General features: G+C 39.8%; 12 protein-coding genes, 1 tRNA gene and 1 pseudogene. 6 read left to right on the forward strand and 8 right to left on the reverse strand.

Annotated features, from left to right (window positions below):
- Positions 1-111 precede the first annotated feature (111 nt).
- Positions 112-247, reverse strand: a pseudogene (locus ACHFIZ_RS02480) (transposase); the annotation flags it as partial.
- 516 nt (positions 248-763) lie between these two features.
- On the opposite strand from ACHFIZ_RS02480, the gene ACHFIZ_RS02485 reads away from it, so the two are divergent.
- From ACHFIZ_RS02485 to ACHFIZ_RS02500, 4 genes are all read left to right on the forward strand, one after another.
- Positions 764-1,954 carry a hypothetical protein gene (locus ACHFIZ_RS02485; protein WP_410882522.1) on the forward strand — a complete coding sequence of 397 codons (1,191 nt, stop codon included), beginning with the start codon at positions 764-766 and terminating at the stop codon, positions 1,952-1,954.
- Positions 1,955-4,444, forward strand: a complete 2,490-nt coding sequence (locus ACHFIZ_RS02490; protein WP_410882524.1) for a hypothetical protein — start codon at positions 1,955-1,957, stop codon at positions 4,442-4,444.
- A gap of 406 nt (positions 4,445-4,850) precedes the next feature.
- A complete protein-coding gene (locus tag ACHFIZ_RS02495) occupies positions 4,851-5,165 on the forward strand; it encodes a transposase (RefSeq protein WP_410882526.1) in 315 nt (104 codons plus the stop codon).
- A complete protein-coding gene (locus ACHFIZ_RS02500) occupies positions 5,162-6,028 on the forward strand; it encodes an IS3 family transposase (protein ID WP_410882915.1) in 867 nt (288 codons plus the stop codon). The genes ACHFIZ_RS02495 and ACHFIZ_RS02500 overlap by 4 nt, the downstream gene beginning before the upstream one ends.
- Positions 6,029-6,253: 225 nt before the next feature.
- On the opposite strand, the gene ACHFIZ_RS02505 is transcribed toward ACHFIZ_RS02500, so the two are convergent.
- Both ACHFIZ_RS02505 and ACHFIZ_RS02510 read right to left on the reverse strand, forming a co-directional pair.
- Positions 6,254-7,546 (reverse strand): site-specific integrase, encoded by a 1,293-nt coding sequence (locus ACHFIZ_RS02505; RefSeq protein ID WP_410882528.1) that lies wholly within the window; start codon positions 7,544-7,546, stop codon positions 6,254-6,256.
- A gap of 262 nt (positions 7,547-7,808) precedes the next feature.
- A tRNA-Arg gene (locus tag ACHFIZ_RS02510) sits at positions 7,809-7,880 on the reverse strand.
- A 305-nt stretch (positions 7,881-8,185) separates the two neighbouring features.
- On the opposite strand from ACHFIZ_RS02510, the gene ACHFIZ_RS02515 reads away from it, so the two are divergent.
- On the forward strand, positions 8,186-9,049 hold the full coding sequence (locus ACHFIZ_RS02515) for a hypothetical protein (RefSeq protein ID WP_410882530.1): 864 nt from the start codon (positions 8,186-8,188) through the stop codon (positions 9,047-9,049).
- Here ACHFIZ_RS02515 and metG read toward each other — a convergent pair.
- Complete coding sequence (gene metG / locus ACHFIZ_RS02520) at positions 9,026-11,131, reverse strand: methionine--tRNA ligase (RefSeq protein ID WP_410882532.1); 2,106 nt, start codon at positions 11,129-11,131, stop codon at positions 9,026-9,028. The two genes, ACHFIZ_RS02515 and metG, sit on opposite strands and share 24 nt — an antisense overlap.
- Positions 11,132-11,171: 40 nt before the next feature.
- Here metG and ACHFIZ_RS02525 point away from each other — a divergent pair, with 40 nt between their 5' ends.
- Positions 11,172-12,077: an LD-carboxypeptidase gene (locus ACHFIZ_RS02525; protein WP_410882534.1), complete on the forward strand. Its 906-nt coding sequence runs from the start codon at positions 11,172-11,174 to the stop codon at positions 12,075-12,077.
- A gap of 70 nt (positions 12,078-12,147) precedes the next feature.
- Here the strand turns inward: ACHFIZ_RS02525 and ACHFIZ_RS02530 are convergent, their stop codons facing one another.
- The 4 genes from ACHFIZ_RS02530 to ACHFIZ_RS02545 form a co-directional block, all read right to left on the reverse strand.
- The gene (locus tag ACHFIZ_RS02530; RefSeq protein ID WP_410882536.1) at positions 12,148-12,816 is read right to left on the reverse strand and encodes a hypothetical protein; all 669 of its coding nucleotides are present in this window, start codon (positions 12,814-12,816) and stop codon (positions 12,148-12,150) included.
- Between the two features lie 92 nt (positions 12,817-12,908).
- Positions 12,909-14,357 (reverse strand): RagB/SusD family nutrient uptake outer membrane protein, encoded by a 1,449-nt coding sequence (locus tag ACHFIZ_RS02535; RefSeq protein ID WP_410882538.1) that lies wholly within the window; start codon positions 14,355-14,357, stop codon positions 12,909-12,911.
- A gap of 19 nt (positions 14,358-14,376) precedes the next feature.
- Positions 14,377-17,376: a SusC/RagA family TonB-linked outer membrane protein gene (locus ACHFIZ_RS02540; RefSeq protein ID WP_410882540.1), complete on the reverse strand. Its 3,000-nt coding sequence runs from the start codon at positions 17,374-17,376 to the stop codon at positions 14,377-14,379.
- A gap of 542 nt (positions 17,377-17,918) precedes the next feature.
- The gene (locus ACHFIZ_RS02545) at positions 17,919-20,408 is read right to left on the reverse strand and encodes a M14 family metallopeptidase (RefSeq protein ID WP_410882542.1); all 2,490 of its coding nucleotides are present in this window, start codon (positions 20,406-20,408) and stop codon (positions 17,919-17,921) included.
- Positions 20,409-20,434 lie beyond the last annotated feature (26 nt).

Raw genomic sequence — 20,434 nt, forward strand, 5'->3', positions numbered from 1 at the left:
GTAGGTTTATTTTGACGAATATATTCAGCCTGATGAACGCCATAAAATTTGAGAGGTGCCATTTATATTTAGCCATCGCCTTGAGTGCTTTTAAAATGAGGATGGTAATCAGGGCGGTCCAGATTTGGATCATCACCGCGTTTTCAGTTGTTCCCACAAAGGATTTAATATGCAGATTCTGCTTAATTTCTCGGAAGAAAATTTCAATTTGCCATCTGGTTTTATAAAGCTCGCTAATTGTGTTGGCTGTCCAATAGGTAACCGAATGGCCTGTTTTATTCTATACAATATGATATGCTTTTATTCTCAAAATGGCCTAGAAGGGCGATTCCTAATAAAAAAGCACTCGATGAGTGCTTTTGGTGGTCCCGACGAGAATCGAAGAATCCCGTTCTTATATGTTAAAAGGCCTATTTTTAGAGTCTAACCATCAAATTGCTCACCAAAACTGTTTGACGTTGTTTTGGCCCCAAATGATACACTAAGATAGGGAATGTTTTTAAAAAGATGAAATAGTATTGCCACTATCGGCCTCGACCGAGATATTATTCCCTCTTCATCCTTACGAAAATGACCCGCTGTCATCATGATATTCTGCCCTAAGCAATACCTCTAAATATTCTGTTTCGGCTATGATAACCCCACCTCGCACTTAGTTGAAGCTAACAGTATCCAACACTTTTGATTTATTTCTTATAGATGATTTAAATCATTTGCCAACCACTATATTTATAAGATTATTAAGGAACTCAGATTAGCCTAGATGATTACAATCAATATAGAGAAAAATTCAAGATTAGAAGACGTAGATCTTTATCTCACGCAGCTTGAAAATGCCCGAAAATTTGATGTCGGGGCAAATGTTATGCTGCCAAAAATGCTTAACTATGGTCACTTCGGTATAGTGCCTGCTTTAATACAGTTTATTATCACTTGGTTAAGGTATGAAAAGGCGGAACGCCTGTTAATCGACATCGAAGATACATCGGAAGATAGCCTGTCTGAGCTATTCAAAAATGAATTGATTTTTCCAGTGGTTGTTTTAAACTGGAACAGAGTAGGCGTGTTTTCCAAAAATGGCATCAACCTTAAAATGCCTTTGCGAGAACTGACTAAGCTTTACGGCGATAGAATGCTCAATGGAAGGACAATCCCTGGAAACAAACTGTTGCTCACAGAATTCGACCATCTCCCAGATGATAGGCTATTACCTTGTTTTGGAAATCGGTACGAATTCATCGAGACGAAGACCCAGCTCAGAAACAGCATAGAGAAAGGAATAAGGGAAGTTTTTTATATGCACTCTGAACTTCCCAGGGCATTTGACCATGAAAAGGATCCGTTCGTAGCAATTATTTATGAACTTATGAAGAATACGTTCGAATGGGGTCGACATGATAAATTTCATGTTAGACTGGAACCTAATATCAGGGGCACACTTGTCAAGTTTATTAAAAAGAAACGCAGTACCCTGATCGAAGAATACAAATTGCACAAAGGAATGAAAGATTTTTTTTCGAGCAAGAAGCTGAAGGAAAATTCCAACAATGAACTTTATTTCATGGAAATGTCGGTATTTGACGGAGGAATAGGATTTGCTGCCAAATACCGGTCCTTGAACGAGGTCGGACATGAGATGGATGAAATCGATATCATTAAAAGGTGCTTGACAAAGCATGCTACGTCAGATCACGGGATGTACAAAGAGGAAAAGGGGCTGGGTCTCGATGAAATTCTCAAGATACTTGACGGCAGGGGCCTTATCAGGATCAAAACCGGGCACTCGTGCGTGTACCGCAATATGATCTCTCACGGATATAAGGAACTTGCCGAGTCGAAGAATATAATACTCTACGATTGGAGAAACAATACGAACGACAAGTTTACTGAGTTCAAACCCATTGAAGGCACGGTTGTGACGATCGTCTATCCAATAGCATATACCGAATTTTAAATGAACAATTTCTTTATATACAGATTTGACTACAAGGAGGTGCACAAATCAGTTTCGGCAACAGTCATATTTTGTGATCGCGACGAAATCGATCAAGATATTCTCCAAGCGGAAATCAAGCGTTTTTATGGTGCCCACTACCAGACGGACAAAATATTTGTTCTAGGTCCGGCTTATCTTTCCGATAAGCTCAACAAGATATTTATCGAGGACATCAACAGAACGTTTAAAGGCATACCCAAAAGACAAGAAACAAGTCTTGCAGAAGGACTAAAGGTCGTAACGTTTCAAAAGAATGGGAAACTAGATAATCTTGGGGGCCTCCCAAAAGGATTTGCTGACAATTTTTTGAACGAAGGCCTCCAGCAGATATTTATCAAACGTGGCGGACTGGTTTCTGCAGAGGGAGCGCACCATTTCGTTTTTCCATCTGGTAAGCATTGTGACAAATTTCTAAGGACGGGCAATATACTGCTCTATAGTTCTGAGATATATTTTATTGCATTTGCTATGCTTGGTCATTTTGACGAAGAAATCCACTCCCAGATCTACTGCGATACCTCCTCCATAAATAGCTTGGCCTTTGCGCTTGTCAATCTCAAGAACAGGTTTTTGGGCAACGACGATAAAATCCAAGTACCCATTGACAGTTTTAGTTCTTACCAAGGCCTTTACAAAAATCCGGTAACTTACATGTCCAATGCGCTCCTGCTCATTTCGGCCTCTACATCGGCAAAAATCATTACCTACATATTGGAAAGGCACCGCCTAATCGAGAGGCAGAACATCATCATCCTATTCTTTTTGGGAGATGAAACAAAATTGGCAAACATAAGAGACAAAGTAGTTTGTAATCTTACCCAATCTGTTGGGAATGTTAATGGAGTTCCTTTTTACCAGACTTATGCCGAAGGAGCCTGTGACCTCTGTGACCGTGGCTCTTATCCTGTGGAAGTTTCTGGGGACGTATTCCTTTTAGAAAAACCACATATCAATAGAATCATGATCGGTGTGAAAGATACGGAAACCTATCTGTCCAAGTTTGTGAAACAGTTTATGTCGGTGAAACGAAAGGAAAATGTCTTAAAAGTCAACTACAAAGAGAGCCAGTCGAGCAAATACGAAATATACATTGATTATTATCAGGTACTAAAAGGGGTGTCGGAAGGCAAATATCCGCACTATAGTGAGAGATTGACTAATTATATCAATCAATACATACCGAGTAGTACAAGAAAAATTATCAGTCTGAATGACAAAGCTTCTCTTCAATTGGCTGGCCTGATACAGAAGGAAATTTCGGCCAACTACCAAAATGCAGAAGTTCCTGAAGTGATAACTCAGGATGACAAAGCTTCTCTTCAATTGGCTGGCCTGATACAGAAGGAAATTTCGGCCAACTACCAAAATGCAGAAGTTCCTGAAGTGATAACTCAGGATGACATTAAGGATTTAGAGGATTGTGCCGCTGGTAGTGTCGTTGTGGTTGGATCGTGCATTTCTAATGGAAAAAATCTGCTTTATATAAGCCGAGCTTTGAGAAAATTTCATCAGCTTAGGATTGTATATTTTATCGGCATATCTCGAACTAAAAACATTAAATATCTCCATGGCCTCAAAAGTAATCTCAAGCAAGGCGCATATGGCCCCGATACCAATAGTTTCCATGAGGTAGAAACCATATTCTGTGAGAATAATTCTATAGATACTTCTTGGCTAAGCGAGTCTAATTTTCTTGCCTCTATGATTGGGTATTTCAGAAGCAAAGAAAATATCCCAGAGCAGTCGGTGGCCTACCTGGAAAAAAGGAAAGCACTATTGCAAAAAAGTGAGGGAGATGAGATGCGGGGGCTCGCTGACCAACTCTTCTTCCCTCGGCTTGTAGACAGTGGGCAAGAGGAACTCAGGATACGTAAGAATTTTGCCTTCTTTGATTTTGAGGATTATGACCAGGATGTGAGCCAGGCGGACATCTACTTTACCATGTCCAATATCATAAATACACTCAGGAATAACGAGCTTGCTCCCCCCAAAAAATCCTTACCTATAAAATGCCTGGCCCAATCCCCTTTTGTAAGAAATCTGCTGGACCCCGGAAACTTCAATAGGTTCAATGACGGCATTATACAGGCGTCAATCCTTCGGGCAGCAAAACCGGATGAACTTGCCTATCATATCGACACGGACCTTTCTTTCGAAATGTACGGCACATTTCAGACATTGATAAAATACCATACCCAAGAGCAGGGTGAGGGCCTCGTGGAATTCCTTTATGCACTTGCAACAACTAAACTTTCTTTGAAGAAAATACATCTGCAGGGCGTCATCGCTTTATTAAAGGAGAATTGCAATGAGGAGTTTATCCGCTGCTTTACAGATTACATCGAATACAAGCTTTTGATTGAACCAGAGGAAAAAAAGAGGGAATGGGAGGAAAAATTGAAAACAGCCAATGCTGAGGAGAGTGAAGTCCCTGAGGTGGGTCAGTAATTCAAATAGATCTCATTGCCCCCTCTTCGCTATTATGGACCATGACGATGGACGACTGGCTTACATAAGCGAATATAACCCGGGAGGAGCGCAGAGCGATATTAAGGAGGTATGGTAAGAATAGTCGAATTTAGCTATCCCCTAACAGAATTAACAAGATATAAAAGACTTAGATATTATCATAAGATCCAGAAATACTAACAGAGCCCGCATGTTTATCATCATCATCTCTAATTAACTCTAATTAATAATCTGCATTTACAACTTGTAAAGGATATTTATCACCAAAAACTCTAATTAAACTCTAATAGATGTAACTCTAATTACTATAACTATTAGAGTTACTTGGAGTTGCTACCTTTGAGTAGACAGCAAGTTAAGTGAATTTGGTAACTTAACAGAAATTATGTCACGAGAAAGAAAATCGTATCCTAAAGAGTTCAAGGTGATGAGCGTTGAACTAAGTAACACCCGCACAGACCAGAGTGCCCTTGCGAAAGAACTAGATATTAGTCCCGCATTGTTGTATCGTTGGCGGAAAGAGTTTTCCAATAAAAAGGACAGTAGTTTTCCTGGAAATGGGAAAATCATACTTAGTGCAGCTGAGCAAGAGTTGGCTTTGTTGAAGAAAGAATTGCGTGAAACACAAATGGAGCGCGATATCCTAAAAAAGGCCATCAGCATTTTCTCCAAGGGAGACAACAAATATTCGGGTTCATAAAGGATCACAGCAGGATATTTTTAGTTGGGAAAATGTGTTCAGTATTTAAGGTTGGCAGGGCTGGGTTTTACAAGTGGGCAACTAGCAGGCCGTCAAACAGAAGTATTGAAAATCAGATGATTGAGACCGAGGTATTGCAAGCTTTTGAGAAGAGTAAAAAGATTTATGGTAGTCCCAGGATTACCTTGGAGCTGCATAAAAAATCAATCAAGGTCTCCAGGTCCAGAGTTGCCAGGATCATGAGAAAAGCAAAGTTAAGAAGCATTGTAAAGAAGAAGTTTAAGGTTACTACAGACTCTAGCCATAAGTTCCCTGTACCAGAGAATGTACTGGATCGTAATTTTAAGCCGAGAATATTGTGTGCTGTGTGGGTTTCCGACATTACTTATATCAGGACCAGGCAAGGCTGGCTGTACTTGACTACAGTAATTGACCTGGGTGATAGAAAAATTATTGGCTGGGCACTTAGTACAACAATGAAAGCGAATGACACGGCTATCCCTGCTTTTAAAATGGCACAATCAAGACGACCAGTTACCCGGGAACTCATTTTTCATTCTGATCGTGGGGTTCTGTATGCTTGCCACGAATTCCGGTTGTTACTGGAAAAAAATCCATTAATCATTAGAAGCATGAGTAGGAAGGGCAATTGCTGGGACAACGCAGTGGCTGAGAGCTTCTTTAAAACATTGAAAGCTGAATGTGTGTACCAACACAAATTCACTGACAAAGAGCATGCAGCACGTATTGTATTTGAATATATAGAAACATGGTATAACCGTAAAAGACTACACTCTGCACTGGGATATTTGTCCCCAGAGGAATTTGCCCGAAACTTAAACAAACAGAATATTGCAGCTTAGCCGAATGTCAACTTTATTGTTGCAATTCCAGTAACAAGATGCAGATATTATAGGGATTGGGGGTTAAGCGGATGGTTATTGGTTACACACCAGCGGACACTAACATTCCACCCCATGCAAAACAGGGGTTACATTTTCCGTAGACACCAAAACGGTAACCTGTGGGGTGGAATAGTGGGAGGGCGGTTACGTAGGCCGCAAATGTGCGGGGGAAATTATTTGAAATTAACGCTTGTACATCTTTAGAATTCTTGTTTGTGGAACTGGCACATCCTCGACCTTTACATTCCTTCCAGCTTTACGGTCTAGCTTTTCCTGTAGAAATTGCATATCCTCTGCGATTTTACCATCCAAGATCTTAGCGTAGTGCTGCGTGGTAACAATGCTCGTGTGACCGAGCATTTTTGAGACCGTTTCCATGGGCACGCCGTTTGTCAGGGTAACGGTCGTGGCAAAGGTGTGTCTGGCCATATGAAAGGTGAACGTCTTCTGGATACCGCATATATCGGCTATTTCCTTTAGATAGCTGTTCATCCGTTGGTTGGTGTAAACAGGGAGCAGGGTCGATTTTAACCTGCACATTGGATGGTCACTATAGCGTTCCAAAATATCTAACGCCTCATTCAATAACGGAATCCTTGCAGGGGTATCGGTTTTATGCCTCTTTGCAAATATCCACTGCTTGCCATCGTCACCGATACCAATCTCTTCCCTGTTCAGTTTTCTGACATCTATGTAGGCAAGACCAGTATAGCAACAGAAAACAAAGATATCCCTTACCTGAGCCATGCGATCTATCTTGATTTCTTTGTTCCTGATCAGGTCAAGTTCATGTGCCCTGAGAAATTCTCTTGGGCTAGGTTTAGCGGTAAGCTTTACAAAGAGAAAAGGATTTTCGATAATCCACTTCCTGGAAAGCGCAAGCAGTATAATCTTTTTAAGGTACTTTAGATATTTATCCGCAGAAATCGGTATACATTTCCTTGTCGTCCTTAAAAAGGCACGATAACCAGTAATGAAATTGACATCGATACGCCTGATCTCGTAATCTGGTTTTCCATATTTTTCGTTGATATACTGTTTTAAATGGGCGTGCGTGCTTTTCCAGGTTCGCACGGTATTGGCACTAAAACCGTTTTCGCTACCCACTTCGTTTTCCATTTCCGTATTATGCTCTTCAAGCACCTCAAGCAACATCTTGGAGCTCGAGCCCCTACCAAGGAATTCGTCCTTCAGTTCTTCTGAAGTGTAAGATATTTCCTCTTTCTCCAGCTTACTCTGGATCGACCTGATCTTGGTCGAAACGTTTTCGATGTGGGCATTGATTTCTCGGGCTTCTTCCTTAGTGCCCCTAGCCCGCTCTTTCCGGTGGTCCCAGTTTATGGGTTCGATTTCTCTACTAATGCCGATCTCGCTTCTTTTACCGTTAACGGTAACGCGGGGGTATACTGGAACGCTTCCAGACTGATAATTGGCCCTTTTCTTTAAAAAGAAAAGAAGGTTAAATTTTACATTCATAATCTGCTCACCAAAATTGATTTAAAAAGTATAACAAAAGTCTCTTTTTGGGGCCATTTTGTCAAGATGTTCAAATTTTGAACTACTTGATTTTCAATTAATTAAAGCACTTCTGGTGAGCAGATTTGATTTTTCCATTTTGCGCTCGATTTGCGCACCAGAATACAGGGAAAAGGTGCTTAAAACGGGTATTTTCTGAAAAAATAAAAACCTGTAAATCATTCATTTACAGGTTTTTGATAGTTTTTGATGCTAAAGGTTGTGGTCCCGACGAGAATCGAACTCATATCTAAAGTTTAGGAAACTTCTATTCTATCCGTTGAACTACGGGACCAATCAATCACCAATCTAGTTATCTTTCAATTGGCTGGCGCAAATATAATAATAAAACAGCCTCATTGCCAACAAATCACTTCATCAAAAAACAGGAGAAACTGTGATCCCTTGAACGACCTACGGATAGGACAGACTTAAGGTTGTAATTTGGGCAAGTCCAATACAAGTCCAATGTAAAAGCAATGCAAGTCCAATCTGGCCCGATAATAATTGGACTTACTACTCATTTGTGTCATATTCACATTGGATATAATAATAGCACAATATAAACCGTACCATTACTCCCCTAACTAAATATATTTCATGGCAATAATTAAGAATGGCTTCACTAGAGGAAAAATCTATAATGTGACCTATAGCGTACGAAATGGAGTGCAAATTTCTAAAGGATTATCGCGAAAGCCTAAGTATGATAAATCAGCTGCAACGATAGATAGTGCAACTGTGTTTGGAAAAGCCAGTAATCTGGGTTTCTATTTTAGACTGTCTATGTATGACGCATATAATGACTTTCATGATAGCGCGATGTCCACCCGCCTAACAGGGCTGATAGTGGAAAGTTTCAAGCCAGTCTTAGACGAAACAAACCTAAATTTCATTTTTAAGCAAAATAGCTTTAAAAGATTAGAAGGGTTTGAATTCAACGTTAAATCGCCTATTCAGAACTATTTATTCGCACAGTTTATGGTCGATTACTCCGATAACAACCTGGTGAAAATTACTATACCTGAAATGAAATCTCCTAAGGAGTTTGTATTTCCTTCAGAAATTGCTAAATGTAAACTGGTCGTAACTTGTGGCCTTTTCGATTTAGAGAATGGGCTCTACAACCAAACAGAATCTCACCTTTTTGATATTCAACGAACCTACCCCACAACACTCATCCCTTCACAAGAGACAACCTTTTCTACACAACCTGGTTGCTTGTGCATAATTGCAATTTCATTGCAGTTCTACAAAACAACGTTCGCTGGTGATGTTATATTGAATAATAAGCAGTTTAATCCAAGTGCCATTCTTAGTGCACACATTACAGATGGACCAGTAGATACGGATACTCGCGAAAGGTGGGATGAAATGGATTTTAAAACTGGACGGCAACTCTTGCTGCCGCCGCCCGCTCCAGTTCATTTGTTACCGGGATCACCTGATAATACTGCCGCTTGAATGGCTCTCAATAGGCGCAACAAAAGCTAATTTACCATTTGCATCTTCAGACATCAGGATCATGCCCTGTGAAATAATCCCCTTTATTTCTCTAGGAGCAAGATTTACCACAACACTAACCTGTTGTCCGATAATATCTTCAGGAGCATAATGTTCTGCAATTCCTGAAACAACGGTGCGTTGATCGATACCTGTATCTAAGGTCAGCTTCAATAGTTTCTTGGTTTTCTCTACTTTCTCTGCTGCAATAATAGTGGCAACACGAATGTCTATTGCCGAAAACTGCTCAAACTGAATATTTTCTTTCGCAGGTTCTACGGCGGCAGGAACCGCATTGTCTGCCTTGCTTTGGTTAAGTTTATCTATTTGTGCTTGTACCGCTTCGTCTTCGATTTTTTCAAACAAAAGCACGGGCTCGTTCAACTGGTGACCGCGATGAAGCAGGTTTATACTACCGGCGTCTTCCCAAAGATGTCCGCCATAGTTCAGCATCTTCATGAGCTTGTCTGCAGTGAAGGGTAAGAATGGCTCGATCAAAATCTCAATATTCGCAGCAATTTGTAATGCGATGTTTAGGATCGTACGAACACGGTCTTCGTCAGTTTTAATTACTTTCCAAGGCTCCGTTTCCGCAAGATACTTATTCCCCAAACGAGCAACGTTCATCACTTCTGATAACGCTTCTCTAAACCTATAATTCTCTATTGAAGCACTGATTTTTGCTGGGAATGCGGCTAAATCGTCGATTACCTGTTGGTCTTCCGGCTTAATTTCCATCAGCATGGGCACTTTTCCGTCGAAATACTTATGGGTCAATACCGTTACCCTATTGATGAAGTTCCCAAGGATCGCCACCAATTCGTTGTTATTTCTCGCCTGAAAATCTTTCCAGGTAAAATCGTTGTCTTTTGTTTCAGGAGCAGTAGCAGTTAGCACATACCTCAAAACGTCCTGCTTATCTTTAAATTCTACAAGGTATTCATTTAGCCAAACTGCCCAGTTTTTAGAGGTAGAGATCTTCTGTCCTTCCAGGTTCAAGAACTCATTGGCTGGTACGTTATCTGCCAGGGTATACTCCCCATGTGCCATCAACATTGCGGGAAAAATGATGCAATGGAAAACAATGTTGTCTTTGCCTATAAAATGAACCAGCTTCGTGTTTTCACTCTTCCAATAGTCTTCCCAGTTTCCTTTCTCTAACTCGCTTTGGTTGATGTAATATTCTTCTGCTTTAGGATTCCAAACATCTAGTCTGGCGTATTCAAAAAGCTCCTTCGTAGCAGAAATGTATCCTATCGGAGCGTCAAACCAAACATACAATACTTTGCCATCTGCACCTTTCACCGGGACTTTAACTCCCCAGTCTAAATCTCTAGTCATCGCTCTAGGCTGTAAGCCGGCATTTAACCAGCTTTGGCACTGCCCATATACATTTGGCTTCCATTCCTTATGGCCATCAATGTAGGCCCTTAAACGGTCTTCGTATTGATCTAATGGGAGGAACCAGTTCTTAGTTTCTTTTCTAACTGGTTTTTCTCCTGAAAGTGTAGATTTTGGGTTGATAAGATCGGTCGCATTTAGGGTACTCCCGCAGTTTTCACATTGGTCGCCGTAAGCGTTTTCATTACCACATTTCGGACAAGTTCCGGTGATGTATCTATCTGCTAAAAAGGTCTGTGCCTTTTCGTCGTAATATTGTTCGGTTACTTCCTCAGTAAATACGCCTTTATTGTATAACGTTTCAAAAAAATCTGAGGCCGTTTGGTGATGCATTAAGGATGAAGTACGGTGATAGATATCGAACGACACACCAAATTCCTTGAAGGAATCGCCAATGATTTTATGGTATTTATCTACGATTACCTGCGGAGTTACACCTTCTCTTTTAGCTTTCAAAGTGATGGGAACACCATTCTCGTCTGAGCCACAAATGAATTTAACATCGCGCTTGTTCGACCTCAAATATCGCACGTAAGTATCGGCAGGAAGGTAAACGCCGGCCAAATGACCAATATGAACCGGACCATTGGTGTACGGCAAAGCGGCTGTAACGGTATATCTTTTTATTTTACTGTTATCCAAAACTATTTTTATTATTTTGGCAAAGATAAGTTTTTTACTAATGATTAAACAGCCAGCATATTTAAAAAAGGGTGACAAAATAGCAATTGTTTGTCCCGCGAAGAAGCTTCCGAAAGGCATAGAAACCGCGGTTGCGATCCTTGAAGATTGGGGGCTGGAGGTTGTTATTGGCGAAACGGTGGCAGCAAGTTATCACCAATTTGCAGGTGATGATGCACTACGGACAGCCGATTTACAACGGTATCTGGATGACCCTGAGATCAAGGCGGTGATTGCCGGAAGAGGGGGTTATGGAACCATCAGAATCATTGATGAGCTTGACTTTACTAAATTTGTAGCGCATCCAAAATGGATTGTTGGATTTAGCGACATTACTGTTTTGCTATCGCATATATATGCAAAATACCAGATACAATGCATCCACGGACAAATGCCTTACACTTTTAAAGATTCAACTCCTGAGGCGCTAGCTTATTTAAAAACGGCTTTATTTGGCGGTGAGCTAGTTTACAAAACTGAATTTAACGGGTCTGTAAAAAACCGCCCAGGAGAGGCAGAGGGGATCCTAATTGGCGGAAACCTGACCTTGCTCGTAATGTTGCAGGGTTCTGAATCAGAGATTGATTATACAAACAAAATTTTATTTATTGAGGATGTCGGCGAGCATGAATATGCCATCGATCGCTTGATCAGGATGCTTAAACGTAACGGAAAACTAAGCCAATTAAAAGGCTTGATTGTGGGTACTTTCAATGGATTTGAGGTGGAAGATATCCCTTTTGGTGCCTCTCCTGAAGAGGTGATTTGGGAACTGGTAAGAGAGTACGATTACCCGGTATGTTTTAATTTTCCGGTAGGTCACATTGACGATAACCGGGCTATGGTGGTAGGTAAAGCCGTTGTTTTGAAGATTGATCAGAAAACCACAGAATTGAGCGTCCTATAGCTTAAACTGTGTATAAAAATAAAAGGGAGGCATCCTGACGATGACTCCCTTTATCAAAAAAAATTAGTCCTTAGACTAATGAATTATAATAAGTGAATAACGTCACCAAATCAGCATCTGCTTTAAAATCTATATGTGATGAAGACAAAAACTTGTCAACTTCAACTTTTTTTGCGTTCATAATATTTAAAATATCCTTTTTCGCAGGTTTAACTTCAACAAAAGTACCATCCACACTCACCGCATAATAACGAACCTTTTGAGTAATTGTCTTAGTCGGCGAAGCTGCGTTGTATTCCATAACGTCGTTTACTCCTTTATTCATGCGCTTTAGCAACTTTACCTTACCATCAAAAAGAACCTGATAAAATGTAGTCTTACTGCCAAACCTCGAATTATCATAATTATTCCTATACAATCCAGCGCCAGATCCTTCCTCTATTCTAAACTCACTAACTGGTTCTGCAAAAGTCATGAATTTTCCATCAGTAGTCTTAAAATAAAGAATATCATCCAGTAAATCGTACTTAACCTTCTCTTTCACCATAAGCCCTGACTTCATCTTAATAGTCGCGGCAGCCCAGTCATCCGTGAGGTATGGTGATCCGGAAACATTAATGGTTGTTTTTTCGGAAGCGTATTTACCATATTGATTTTGAATGGCGATTTGTTGTGCACTTGCGCTAACAGCTGCGCAACATAGCCATCCGGTAGTTAGAATAAGATTTTTAATTCTCATAAGGGAAGGGGGGTTAGTTCATCCTAAATATAAGAATTTTAAACAAAAAAAGGTACAATCTTAACGACTGTACCTTTTTCTAAAAAAACGATTTATGGTTTATCGTAATCCTTGTTCTGTTTCAAGTTTTTATTGAAGTTTAATTCCACTTGAGGATAAGGAAGTTGGAAACGTTTATCGCCCACTGCTAGTATAGGGAATACAGGAGGTGTTCCCGTTCCATCAGCTCTTTCGCCATGAACAGCATCTCTATTTACCGGAAGATTCAAACGTTTAAGATTCCAGAATCTATCCCCCTCGAAAGCAAGCTCAAGTCTTCTTTGTAATAAAATTTCATTAAGTAAAGATGTTCCAGTAAGCGCTAAATCTAAAGTCGAAACGTAACCAGTATAGCGATTAGATTTTAGAAGTACTAAATCTGCAACTGCTGCAGAAATCGTTCCACTTCTGTAGTTAGCTTCCATTCTATTTAAAAGAACTTCACCTGTTCTAATTACTTTCGCATCAACTACGCCAGCTGCTAAACCTGGTCTACCATTGTATTTAATAATATGGTTTGCATTGTTTCCGGCGTACAAGCTGGTAGCGATGTAAGTAGTTTTTCTAATGTCATTCGCTGCAAATAGTTGATAGAAACTGTAATCTACAAGGTACTCTGATTTACGTAGACCGCCAACAGTCTGATAGTAGTTGACACCCTGGCTATTAACGCCATCTATAACAGTATTACGAACTTTAAACAATACACTTTCGCTGGTAGCATCAGTCCAAATATTCGGGAAAGTTGTTAAAGTACCTATAGAAGGAACTGCCGTTAAGGCTCTATTTGCTGCTGCAATCGAATTTGCATAATCACCTTTGTATAGGTAAACTCTCGACAAGATACCAGCAACAGCATTTTTGTTGATTTTCCCGGCGGCTACAGATGCTGTTGAAGTATTAATTAAACCTTCAGCCTCAACTAAATCAGCAATAACCTTATCATAGAATCCTTGCACAGACTCATTTCCAGGTAAAATTGTAGGATCGGTCACCGTAACGTAAGGGAGTGTAAAATCAGTTGCGTCAGCATTTAAATAAGTTTTGCTAAAAGCTCTACACATATCGAAATATGTTAAAGCTCTGATAGCCAGCGCCTGGCCTCTTGCATCCTTAGTAACAGCTGTTTCTGGCAACTTACCCACATTTTCAAGAATAGCATTTGCTCTTCTTGTAATTGTATATCCGCCTTGGAATAAACCATAAGTACTTTCACCAGTATATCTCCACTCATAAAATGGTTGTTTTAAGCTTAAACGACCAATTGGATTTAAAACCAAGTTGTCTGCTAATACATCAGCCATAATATTCCATTGTCCGACAAAATAAGAACCAGACGTCCTTAAGCCAGCATACATACCATTCACTGCTAAATTTAAATCTGTTTCAGTATTGAACGCTTGTGTAGTTTCAACCTGATTGTAAGGGAATTGCGTTAAGTCCTTCTTACATCCAGAAATTAGTACTGCTAGGGTACCAACCGCTAATAATATCTTTTTCATAATGTTCTTCAATTATATTTTAAAACCTAACATCTATACCAAAAGTATACGCCTTTAATGGTGGGTAACCATATAGGTTAAATACTCCTGGAAAATCTGATCTCTCTCTATTAGATTCTCCAACCTCAGGTAATCCCTTAAACTTAGTCCATAATGCCAAGTTAGTACCTTGAACAAATAATCTAATGTTTTTTGTTTTAATCACTTTTGCATACTTGGTTGGCAGGGTGTACCCTAAAGTTATATCTCTCAAAGAGATATAATCTCCTTTTTCCAGGTATTTATCAGTGTCATATGTAGTGTTCTGCGTAGGGTCCAGTGGGTTTGCATAAAGCACATTATCTCCTGGCTTTTTCCAGTACGCAAATGCTGAAGTATATTGGTTATTATTGACATTCTCACCATCTGATGCGGCAACCTGATCCATTACGTTCAGTATATAGTTACCACCAGTATAGTAGAATCTGGCTCCTAAGTCAAAACTCTTGTATCTGATGTCTGTACCAATTGTTCCAAAGAAAGTAGCAATAGGTGATTTACCTTTCAAAAGTTGAGCCTGGCTAGCAGAAAACGTCTCTGTTTTTGTGCCATCTATATTATAGAATTGGTTCTTACCATTATCAGGATTAATTCCGGCCCATTTTACTAAGAAATATGTTCCGAACGATTCACCTTGAACTAACCTTCCATAAGAATCTGTATTTGGGGCAACAGAATTATCGGAATACAATTTTGTTACTTCATTGTTTACTGAAGAGAACGAAACATTCAAGGCTACATTGAAGTCAGTAGTACGAACTATATCACCTCTTAATGAAGCTTCGATGCCTGAATTCTTCATATTACCAATATTTCCTTGATAAGTTGCAAATCCAGTAGCATATGATACGTTTACTGGATAAAGTAAATCATTAGTAGCTCTTGTATAGTACCCAAATTCACCGCTAATTCTGCTATCCAAAACACTGAAAGTAGTGGAAACATCATAAAGTGTACTAGTCTCCCAAGTCAAATCTGGATTAGGCAATCTAAAAGGAGTAGCAGTCGGCAGGTCATTGTATTTTGTTGCAAGAGAATAGGTACCTAATGCATCGTAATTACCAATGTTGTTGTTACCAGTTGTACCCACAGAAGCTTTAAGTATTAAAGCATTCAGCCAATCCGCGTTAATAAAATTTTCTTTCTTAACATTCCAGCTTGCTCCAACAGCCCAGAAATTAGCATATTTGTTGTTTGCTCCAAAACGAGATGAACCATCTCTCCTTAAACTTGCAGTCAAATAATATTTTTGATCGTAATTATATGATGCACTAGCAAAATATGACTCAAGCGCATATTTAGACCTCGAAGTTGAAGTGGTAATTGGCGTAGATGCGTTTTCAAGAGTTTCCACTGATGATGTAGCAAAATTACGTCCGGTCAATGTATAAGAATAGAAATTATCTAAGTTAAACTCCTGACCAAGTAAGAAATTTACATTGTGTTTATCAGCAAATGTTTGATTCCAGTTCGCTGTATTAGTGAGTGTATAAAACAAGTCGTCATTTCCTGCGTCTGTCTTTTGATTATAACCTAACAAAACCGCTAAGTTCGATCCTGGTTTTAGATAATTCTCAGACATAAGGCGGTTGTAACTAAGTGCCGCCTGAGATCTAATTGTTAAATGGTCAAAAAATTTGGCCTCAGCATAACCAGTACCGTACGTATTTACACGATTTAAAAAAACGGTGTTATTCTCTGATCCCTCAATAGCAGAAAAACCTTGAGCTGTTACGTTATACGATCCATCAGCATTGCGAACCTTTTCATATGGATTGTAGAAGAATAACGAACCATACAAGTTCTGAGAATTAAACGGCTCTCTAACTTGTCTTTCTCTAGATTGCGTTGCACCAAGGTTAGTACCCATTTTAAACCAATCTTTCGCCTGATATTCTACGTTCAAACGCCCACCTTTTCTGTTAAAGTAAGAGTTAATCTCAGTACCGTCATTATCTGTTGCATTTAACGACATGAAGTATTTGATTTTAGAATCTGCTCCACTCAATGAAATCTCGTGGGTTTTTACAGTTCCTTTTTGAAACAGAAAATCTTGCCAGTTCCCGGCACCAGTTGCAATTAGCCCGTCCCAAATTGTTTGCCTTTGAGCAGGAGTAAGTGTAGTGATACTAGAAGTTGATGGAATCTGAGCCTGAATATCAGGGTTGGTAAATCCTAATTCAAACTCATACTGAAGTTTCTCAGCAGCATTCATTAGCTGCACATTTTTCAGTTTCTGAATTTCAGATTTTCCATATTGGAAGGAATACTGTAAAGTTGGATCACCTATTTTACCTGTTTTAGTTTTAATTACAATTACACCGTTAGCAGCTCTGGAACCGTAAATAGCAGCAGAAGCAGCATCTTTTAAGATGTTGATTTCTTCTATGTCATTTGGGTTAATGGAGTTATAGGCTGCGGTGGTGATCTGCAATCCGTCTAAAATGATCAAAGGCTCTGTACCTGCGTAAATCGAACCAACACCTCTAATTTTAATATAAGCATTTGCACCTGGTCTACCACTAGCTCCAGTTACCTGTACGCCTGTTGCCTTACCTTGCAGCAATTGTGTGAATGAAGTAGCTGGTTGTTGAGCGACCTCTTTACCTTGAACAGTAGCAACGTTACCAACGATATCAGAACGTCTAAGTGTTTGATAACCCACAACAACAACTTCTGACAATGCTTTATTATCGTCTTCAAGTGCGATATTAACAACATTCGAAACTGCCGCTGATTTTGAGACAAATCCTAAATAAGAAAACTCCAAGGTATTTGCTGATGAGGGAACACTAATAGCGTATTTACCATCAGAATTTGTTTGGGTGCCTGCTGAGACACCTGAGATTTTTACCGTTACTCCAGGTAGAGGTTTGTTGTCTGCCTTACTAGTAACTGTACCAGTAACTGTTCGATCTTGAGCCACCGCAGATCCTGCGACAAACAACAAAATGAACAAACTTTGTAGAAGTTTTTTCATAAATTAATAAAATTTAGGTTAGTTAATAATGTCTAAATATATGAGCAATCTGATATGCTAGCATAATATTTAACACGAGCTTTGGCATTTATGACATTATCATGACTTTACATAGGGCGATAATAGACCGCATATCACCCCATAAGCCAAACTTAATTTCAAAATGGATTGGATTTGCCATTTTTACATTTGTTTTATCCTGTTTTGGTTACAAAAACAAAATATTTAACTTAATTTAACACTTTTGTAACAAAAGAGATTAGAGAAAAATATAGCAGCAAGTAGTTTGTTAAAAAAGCTATTTCACGCGCAGAGAAATCAAGACTTTCATTAGATTCTTAATTAATGATAATATTCTGAACTAAAAACAAAATATTAAAGGTATAAATCTATAAAACTAAGACTTTTAGACGATAACACACGAAATATAATGGCAAATAGCAGACAACAATAAGAAACATAGGATAAAAAGTGCAGTATTCTGCAGAAATTAGCCCACAAAACGAAAGCCAGAAACAAGTGTAATATCGATTTTAAGGCGGTTAATTCACCAAAAATACCGCATTCACGAACATCTGCTTCCCGCTTTCCCAGAAACTTCTAAACAATAAATCTGTTCCAATGTATATCACCTTTCCTTTTCCAATATTCTGAACTCCAAACAGCATCCCGTTATTCAATTTTTTCAAAACGGACTTACCTGCAATACCAGCAATGTAACTGTTGGGTTTGAGCACCCCCGTATTTAAAGCAGATCCGAAGGGCTCGTAAATCTTATCATCAGTTTTTAAGGCATAATAATAATCCCCCAGTCCGGCTGATAAAGGATGGGTATTATCCAGGTTCACTTTAAATATGGCTCCTGGGATTGCACTGGAATGGTCGTCCTGATTGCGAGTGACGTATTTTCTCGAGTTGCTGGGCTTTATCTCTTCTTTCGGAAGTTCCTTAAGTTTAACATCAAATGGTTTTTTCCCCTGAACGCTCGAGATGGCATCTTCCAGCATGATTACCTTTCCTCCTGCCCCAATCCAATCCTCGAGTTTTTCATTTACGTTATCACCATACGAGCCATCGGGCATAATGAGCACATTCACCTTATTAATATTTAAATTAGAAAGGTTCTGTACGCCGATAATTGTCAATGGATATTTCAACTCTTGCTCAAAGAAATGCCAAACTTCACCCATGCCTTGAGCAGAGATCCCAGTGCCCCCAACAACCGCTACCTTAGGGGATATTATTGGCGTATAGACAGAAGAACCGAAATCTTTTCCTTTTTCAACAAACCCGGTAGCGACAGGATAGAGTCGAACCTCCCGCTCTTTTTGAATGGCTGAAATTTTAGAAGAAAGGCTTTTCACAGCCCGTTCATTTTCTGCTCTATATATAAGGAGTGATCCGGATGGAAAAGACTTACCTGATGCGGAAAATCCTTCTTCAGCAATCCGCACTTTGATGTTAGCGCGTTGCAGCGCGATCAGTGTTTGCGCATCCTCCACTGAATTCCATGGCAGCACCCAGGCATAGGGCTTACTGATCAATAACGGCTCATCAGGTTTTTCATCTATCGCGAAAAAACTCCCTTTGAAGGATTCTTTGACGGCGTAGCTTTTTAAACCGTATGCATACGGAAGCGCCCATGCCGTGATGTCATAGGTGTTTGAATCTGTGATCGAGGTTTGCGGCTCGAATAACACATTTGCCAGAACTGCCTTGGGCTGCGAAACATTTACGATCAGGTCATTCCTGTCTATCTTAAATGTTTCCGTTTTCTTGCTTTCGTAACTGTAACCCTTCAACGATTTATCTGAACCAAATGAATACTCAATATTATTTCTTACTAAGAGGGCCGCCAGCCGCTTTATCCTGCTTAAATTCTCCGCCTTCACAACGTAGGTTTTGTAAATTCCAGGGGGATTAGCAACAGCCTTATCAAAATAGCTTTTGAATTCTGAAACCAGGCGGTCTGCGTTTTTAGAGACTGTCTCCAGTGTAGCCATTCCTGTGGTGTAATGATGATCAATCCTATCTTTTAGGGTTAAAGTATCTCCATCAATTGTGACTACAGACAAGCCGGCGCCAATACCACCCTGCTCATAGGTCATTCCGATCGCACCATTATATAAAGGATAAGTATCCCCATATGAAGGATAGAGCAGATCGAACCTTTCTTTAGTAAAATACTGCCATCCGTTTTCGTCGAAATACCTCGCGTTGTTTTTACCAACCGTTACCTGGAAAGCACGCTGCCATGGGGTGATGTCTACATGGATAGGTTCTGCAGCAGGGGCAAAATAATAGGGTTCATTATAGCTTTGTTCATGAAAATCTACATGCACCTCGGGCATCCATTCGTTATAAAGTTTCAATCGCTGCTGCGTCTCCACCTGCGATTGCCATGCCCAGTCTCTGTTCAAATCGAAGTAGTAATGATTCGGCCTGCCATTTGGCCATGGCTCAAAGTGCTCTCTCGCCATGGGATCCGGATTGGGTTTATCTCCTACCACCCCATTGAAATAAGTTACATAGCGCTCCCGACCATCAGGATTTAAGCAAGGGTCGATGATCACCACTACATTCTTGAGCCAGTTCTTTACGTTGTTGTCCGTTTGTTCTGTGAGCGAATATAAAGTACGCATCGCAGTCTCTGTAGAACTGGCTTCGTTCCCATGCACATTGTAACTAAGCCACAACACTGCAGTTTGCGGATTAGACTTTACATCGGTTTTTAGAGCTTTGCTGATGTTCAGGTTGTTTTTTCTGATCTTTTCTAAATCTTCAATGTTTTCTTTTGAAGAGATGATCGCTGCCAGAAGCTCCCTGCCTTCGTAGGTCTTACCATAGGTTTGCAGCTTCATGTCTTTTTGATGAGCTGCAGCAACATACTTAAAGTAGTCCACTACTTTTTGATGAGCAGTAAACCGGCTACCTAAAGTATAACCAAGGAATTCATCCGGGGATTTGACTTGTGCGGTACTGTCGGTCCAGCCGAAAAACAGGAATACGATTAGAAGCAGGAAATATCTCATTAATAGTTAATATGCTCCAAAATAGT

This window comes from Pedobacter sp. JCM 36344, from assembly GCF_046546555.1.
Taxonomy (GTDB): domain Bacteria; phylum Bacteroidota; class Bacteroidia; order Sphingobacteriales; family Sphingobacteriaceae; genus Pedobacter.

Coding starts and splice junctions, on each gene's coding strand:
- ACHFIZ_RS02485 (WP_410882522.1), top strand. CDS start 764: ATGATTACAATCAATATAGAGAAAAATTCAAGATTAGAAGACGTAGAT.
- ACHFIZ_RS02490 (WP_410882524.1), top strand. CDS start 1,955: ATGAACAATTTCTTTATATACAGATTTGACTACAAGGAGGTGCACAAA.
- ACHFIZ_RS02495 (WP_410882526.1), top strand. CDS start 4,851: ATGTCACGAGAAAGAAAATCGTATCCTAAAGAGTTCAAGGTGATGAGC.
- ACHFIZ_RS02505 (WP_410882528.1), bottom strand. CDS start 7,546: ATGAATGTAAAATTTAACCTTCTTTTCTTTTTAAAGAAAAGGGCCAAT.
- ACHFIZ_RS02515 (WP_410882530.1), top strand. CDS start 8,186: ATGGCAATAATTAAGAATGGCTTCACTAGAGGAAAAATCTATAATGTG.
- ACHFIZ_RS02525 (WP_410882534.1), top strand. CDS start 11,172: ATGATTAAACAGCCAGCATATTTAAAAAAGGGTGACAAAATAGCAATT.
- ACHFIZ_RS02530 (WP_410882536.1), bottom strand. CDS start 12,816: ATGAGAATTAAAAATCTTATTCTAACTACCGGATGGCTATGTTGCGCA.
- ACHFIZ_RS02535 (WP_410882538.1), bottom strand. CDS start 14,357: ATGAAAAAGATATTATTAGCGGTTGGTACCCTAGCAGTACTAATTTCT.
- ACHFIZ_RS02540 (WP_410882540.1), bottom strand. CDS start 17,376: ATGAAAAAACTTCTACAAAGTTTGTTCATTTTGTTGTTTGTCGCAGGA.
- ACHFIZ_RS02545 (WP_410882542.1), bottom strand. CDS start 20,408: ATGAGATATTTCCTGCTTCTAATCGTATTCCTGTTTTTCGGCTGGACC.